The sequence below is a fragment of the Agrobacterium sp. genome (genome assembly GCF_032092815.1).
In the GTDB taxonomy this organism is placed as follows: Bacteria; Pseudomonadota; Alphaproteobacteria; order Rhizobiales; family Rhizobiaceae; genus Agrobacterium.
In genome coordinates this window covers 15,778-20,786 of record NZ_DAMDBP010000049.1, presented here as the reverse complement: position 1 = coordinate 20,786, position 5,009 = coordinate 15,778, and the positions used below count along the sequence as shown (strand labels likewise).

At 55.2% G+C, this 5,009-nt stretch carries 6 protein-coding genes; 1 reads left to right on the top strand and 5 read right to left on the bottom strand.

The features are described 5' to 3' along the window. Positions 1–592 (top strand): HAMP domain-containing sensor histidine kinase (locus RT613_RS20650; RefSeq protein ID WP_313618258.1); only part of this gene is annotated, 592 nt, incomplete at its 5' end. Between the two features lie 82 nt (positions 593–674). Here RT613_RS20650 and RT613_RS20645 read toward each other — a convergent pair. From RT613_RS20645 to RT613_RS20625, 5 genes are all read right to left on the bottom strand, one after another. Beyond that, the gene (locus RT613_RS20645; protein WP_313618257.1) at positions 675–1,592 is read right to left on the bottom strand and encodes a sugar kinase; all 918 of its coding nucleotides are present in this window, start codon (positions 1,590–1,592) and stop codon (positions 675–677) included. Next, on the bottom strand, positions 1,589–2,644 hold the full coding sequence (locus tag RT613_RS20640; protein ID WP_313618256.1) for a sn-glycerol-3-phosphate ABC transporter ATP-binding protein UgpC: 1,056 nt from the start codon (positions 2,642–2,644) through the stop codon (positions 1,589–1,591). The genes RT613_RS20645 and RT613_RS20640 overlap by 4 nt, the downstream gene beginning before the upstream one ends. Positions 2,645–2,695: 51 nt before the next feature. Then, a complete protein-coding gene (locus RT613_RS20635) occupies positions 2,696–3,517 on the bottom strand; it encodes a carbohydrate ABC transporter permease (protein ID WP_313618255.1) in 822 nt (273 codons plus the stop codon). Further along, positions 3,517–4,455 (bottom strand): sugar ABC transporter permease, encoded by a 939-nt coding sequence (locus RT613_RS20630; protein WP_313618254.1) that lies wholly within the window; start codon positions 4,453–4,455, stop codon positions 3,517–3,519. Before RT613_RS20630 ends, RT613_RS20635 begins: the two co-directional genes overlap by 1 nt. Beyond that, on the bottom strand, positions 4,455–5,009 hold a 555-nt coding region (locus RT613_RS20625; RefSeq protein ID WP_313618253.1), incomplete at its 5' end, for an ABC transporter substrate-binding protein. The genes RT613_RS20625 and RT613_RS20630, both read right to left, overlap by 1 nt.

Sequence of the window (5,009 nt, the reverse complement as noted above, 5' to 3'; positions counted from 1 at the left end):
CGGGGCATTGGCACAGGCGCAACGACTGAAAGCCGAAATACCAGCCGAATTTTCACCGCGCCTTGATCAGATCGAACAGTCACTTTCGCACCTGGGCCGCCTGGCTGAAAAACTGCTGCAAATGTCCCGCGCTGACGCCGGCATAGGCATTTCCGATACATTGGCTGACCTTGTTCCGGTCATCCGCATTATCGTCGGAGATTTGGAGAGAATGTCCATTGGCGACGGCCGCATAAACCTGCATCTTGCGCGGGATGTCCGTCTGGAACGGCATATAAACCCTGATGCCTTCGGCATCGTGCTGCGCAATCTTCTGGAAAATGCACTGGTCCACAGCCCGCCAGACAGCATGGTCGATATCTACATCGAAAACGGCAACCGGGTGCGTATCAGCAACGAGGCAGAGACCATCAAACCGGAGGAATTGGCCAACCTGAGGCACCGCTTTACCCGTGGCCCTACCAAGGCTTCCGGCTCTGGTCTTGGTTTGGCGATTGTCAGCAATCTGGTTGATAAGATGAAGGCAAACCTTGTCCTGTCATCACCCGCCTCTGGAAAAAGAGATGGCTTTGAGGCTGTTTTGACTTTCTGAGTTTTCTCAACGAGAACCGCAAAATGAAGAAAAAACAATACCTTCAAAAGCATTGTTCAACTTCATTTTCAAGATGAGATGTTTACAGGCGATGAAGTGCCGCTTCAGCTTGCGCCCTTGTTGGCATTCCGTGGCGACCACCAAAAACTTCACATTTCAACGCGGCTGTCACAGAAGCAAGACGCATCGTGTCTCGCAGAGGCAGCCCCTCGGCAACACCAAGCGCGAACGCGCCATGAAACGCATCACCAGCGGCAAGCGTATCAACAGCCGTAATCGTCAACGTCTCCTGATGCTGCACGGCACCGGTTGTTTCGTCCAGCCAGTAACATCCCTTTGACCCGGCTGTCACGCAAAGCAACGTGTCCGGCAGCTTCTGCCGCAATGTCATCAACATATCAGGGATGTCATCGGTGCCGATCAGGCATGCTCCAGCGGGTTCCGAAAATACGATGTGGCTTGCCGCAGGCGCTAATCGTTCCAGCACCTCGACCGGTGCGACATCGCCATCGAGAATGGCGGGAATACCGACACGCCTTGCCGCCTGCAGCACGTTGAGTGCGAGCTTTGGCCAGCGGACATCCACCAGCACGGCATCGAAACTGGCGATCTCCGCATCGTCGAACACCTTGGCCGTATCATGGAGGCGGTGATCGTAAAACGGGACGATCAGTCGCTCACCCCTGTCATCAACCAGGATGGTCGACAGAGCCGAACGCGCGCCAGCAGCGACTGTCATGCCGGACATGTCGATACCGTCTGCGCCGAGATCACGCAGGATACGGCCGCCGGTTTCGTCATCGCCAACGGCACCCCAAAGGCTGGCCTGTCCTCCAAGCCTCACGATGGCATAGGCAGCACTTGCAGCCATGCCCTCCGCAATCTCAAGCATCTCGTAGGGCAGGATTTTGCCTTCGCCTTTGGGAAGGTCATGCACACGGAAGATTGTGTCGAGAACGGCTGCCCCGACACACAGGATACGCTTTGCCTGGTCGCTCAAATACGCTTGCCCGTTTCTTTGTCAAACAGATGGACATGGTCCGTATCGATGGCGATACCAACCGTGCTGCCATATTGAATGTTCAGACGTTCGCGGAACAGGCAGGCGATTTCATCACCCTTGCAATCCAGCTTGGCGTAAATTTCTGAACCGGTGCCTTCGACCAGCGTCACAGTGCCTTCAAGGCCACCGGCCGCAGCACGGATATGTTCCGGACGAATGCCATAAACAAGATCTCGACCGCTGGCTGTTGCCGCGACATTCTGTGGCAATGGCAGGGTCAGGCCGTTTTTGGAGCGGAAAATACCTTCCTCGATACGACCATCGATAAAGTTCATGGCTGGCGAGCCGATAAAGCCGGCGACGAAGATATTGGCCGGCCGGTCATACAGATCAAGCGGTGCGCCAACCTGCTCGATATACCCATCATGCAGCACGACAATCTTATCAGCCATGGTCATGGCCTCTACCTGGTCATGCGTCACGTAAATGGTCGTTGTACCGATGCGCTGGTGCATGGCCTTGATTTCACCGCGCATCTGCACGCGCAACTTGGCGTCAAGGTTTGAGAGTGGCTCATCGAACAGGAAGACCTGCGGATCACGCACGATCGCACGTCCCATGGCGACGCGCTGGCGCTGACCACCCGACAGCTGGCGAGGATATCTCTCCAACAGCGCGTCCAGACCAAGAATGGCGGCCGCACGCTTTACCTTTTCCTTGATTTCGTCCTGGCTGACCTTTTTTAGCTTCAGCGCAAAACCCATGTTTTCTGCCACAGTCATATGCGGATAAAGCGCATAGTTCTGGAACACCATGGCAATGTCACGGTCACGGGCGGGAAGATGCGAAACCTCACGGGCACCGATGTGGATTTCACCGTCGCTCAACTCTTCAAGCCCGGCAATCATGCGTAACAGCGTGGATTTCCCACAGCCGGACGGGCCAACGAGAACAACAAAATCGCCGTCCTGGATATCGACGCTGATGCCGTGAATGACCTTGACGGCTCCATAGCGTTTCTGGACGTTCTGAATACTGACGGTTGCCATATGTATATATTCCTGTCGAAAATCGTTTCGTGAACGGGCAGCGATGCCCGCTTAACCGCCCTTGACCGCGCCTGCTGTCAAACCTGCCACAATCTGCTTTTGCGCAAACATCGTCAGCAAAAGAACCGGCAAGGTAACAATCAGCGCTGCGGCGGCCAGTGGACCCCAACTGACCTGCTCAAAGGACAGCATGTTGTACACGGCAACTGGCAGGGTGCGCGTCTCGCGGCTGGCAAGTACAATACCGAAGACGAAGTTGTTCCATGAGAAGATCAGCGCCAGAATGAACGACACCACGATACCCGGCTTGGCAATCGGCAAGGCGACCAGACGGAATACCTGCCACGAGCTTGCACCATCGATGCTCGCTGCTTCCTCAAGCTCCATCGGCGTCGTTTCGAAATAACCGATCATGATCCACACCACGATGGGCACGGTGACAACCAGATGGATGATGATCTGCGGCCAGAGTGTTCCGAGCAGGTTCAGCCATTGAAACAGCAGAAACAGCGGAATGAGGAACGAGAGGCCGGGTGTCATACGGGCAATCATAATGACGACAGCGGATTTCTCAGCCTTCAACCGGGCGATGCCATAACCGGCCGGCACACCGATGATCAGGGCCAGCAGAGTGGCTGCACCGGTGACAAGCACGGAATTCCAGAAATAGAGCAGGAAGTTATTCTCTTCGAAAACCTTGGCATAGTTCGACCATGCAATGTTTTCTGGAATGAGAATGGGCGGGTAAGCGCCATTGTCGATTTCATATTTGAGTGACAGCGATATCATCCAGAGGAAGAACAGGATGACAGGCGACACCATCACAACGGCCACGAACAACATGCCGATGCTGTCGAGTGTTTTGCGTCTCATCAGCGGCCCTCCGCATTGGACCAGTTTGCCCTCTGGCGTGCCATCAAAAGCACGAAGGACAAAGCGATAATAACCAGGAAGAACACCACCGCCATCGCAGAACCGTAACCGATATCATAATAGGCAAAGGCCGTATTGTAGAGGTAGATGTTGATGGTTTCCGAAGCTGTGCCCGGTCCACCCTGCGTCATGGCATAGATGATATCGAAACTTTTGACCGCATCGATCGAACGTATGATAACGGCGATGATCAGGAAGGGCGCTATCATCGGCAACGTCAGGTAACGGAATTTCTGCCAGGCATTTGCACCGTCGATTTCCGCACTTTCATAGGGTTCACGTGGTACCGCCGCCAGACCGCCAAGCACGATCAGCATCACCAGGGGTGTCCACTGCCATGTCTCGACCAGCACCAGTGAGGGGATCACCGTTGACTGGTTATAGATCCACTCCTGTGCGCCAATACCGATGAACGACAGGAGGTAATTGAGTACACCCAACTGCGGGTGGAACATCATTGTCCAGACCAGTGCTACGGCAACCGGCGTCGCCATCATCGGCATGACGAAGACACCACGAAGTAAGCCACGTAGCGGGAATTTCGCATCGAATACCAGAGCCGCAAGCGTACCGAAGAATAACGGGAGAACGACAGACAGAAATGTATAGACCGTCGTATGCCAAAGCGATTCCCAGAAACGCATATCCTGTGCGAGCCGCACATAATTGGCAAAACCGGCAAAGACCCGGTCCTGGCCAAGTGTCCAGCTGTTGACGCTCATCCACAGGGTAAAGACCCAGGGGAAAACAATCACGGCCGCAACGACCACAAGGGCGGGAAGAACGAAAGGCCAGTAATTGGGAGCAAGCCTTGAAGGCTTGCTCTTTTTTACATGTTTGCCTTGCGTCATCGTATTATCGATGCTCACGGCTGTCATTACCCCTCGCTACGTGCCAGTACGGGTTCGAACTGGGCTGTTGCGTTCTTCAGTTCAGCTGCCGGATCTGCACCACCAATCATGTTGGTCAATGCAACGCCGTAGATGTCACGGAACTCAGTGACCGGAATGATGACCGGCAATGCCAACTTGGACACCTTGCCGGAACCAGACACGGCATCGAGCCATGCGGCTGGCATCTTCACACCTTCACGCACCTTGGCATCTTCAAGAATGGACTGGCGGAACGGTACGCCGGCCCCAGCCTGCAGCAGGCGCGCACCCATTTCATGCGAGACCGCCCACTGGCAGAACAGGTAAGCCGCTTCCTTCTTGGTGCTGGCCTCGGTTACGCCGAGTCCGTCACCAAATGTACCGGCAGCCTGCTCGGCTGGCCCCTTCGGCATGACGCCATAACCGACCTTGCCAACAACGCGGGACTTCTGCGGATCTTCGATTGGCGGTGCAAAACCGACGCCGTCGAACCACATGCCAATCTTGCCCTGCAGGAAGGCCGACTGTGCTTCTGCCCAGTTGAAGCCCGATACGCCGGG

Bases quoted from the DNA above. Each gene is read 5' to 3' on its own strand.
- RT613_RS20630 (WP_313618254.1), bottom strand. From the start codon at position 4,455: ATGACAGCCGTGAGCATCGATAATACGATGACGCAAGGCAAACATGTA.
- RT613_RS20635 (WP_313618255.1), bottom strand. From the start codon at position 3,517: ATGAGACGCAAAACACTCGACAGCATCGGCATGTTGTTCGTGGCCGTT.
- RT613_RS20640 (WP_313618256.1), bottom strand. From the start codon at position 2,644: ATGGCAACCGTCAGTATTCAGAACGTCCAGAAACGCTATGGAGCCGTC.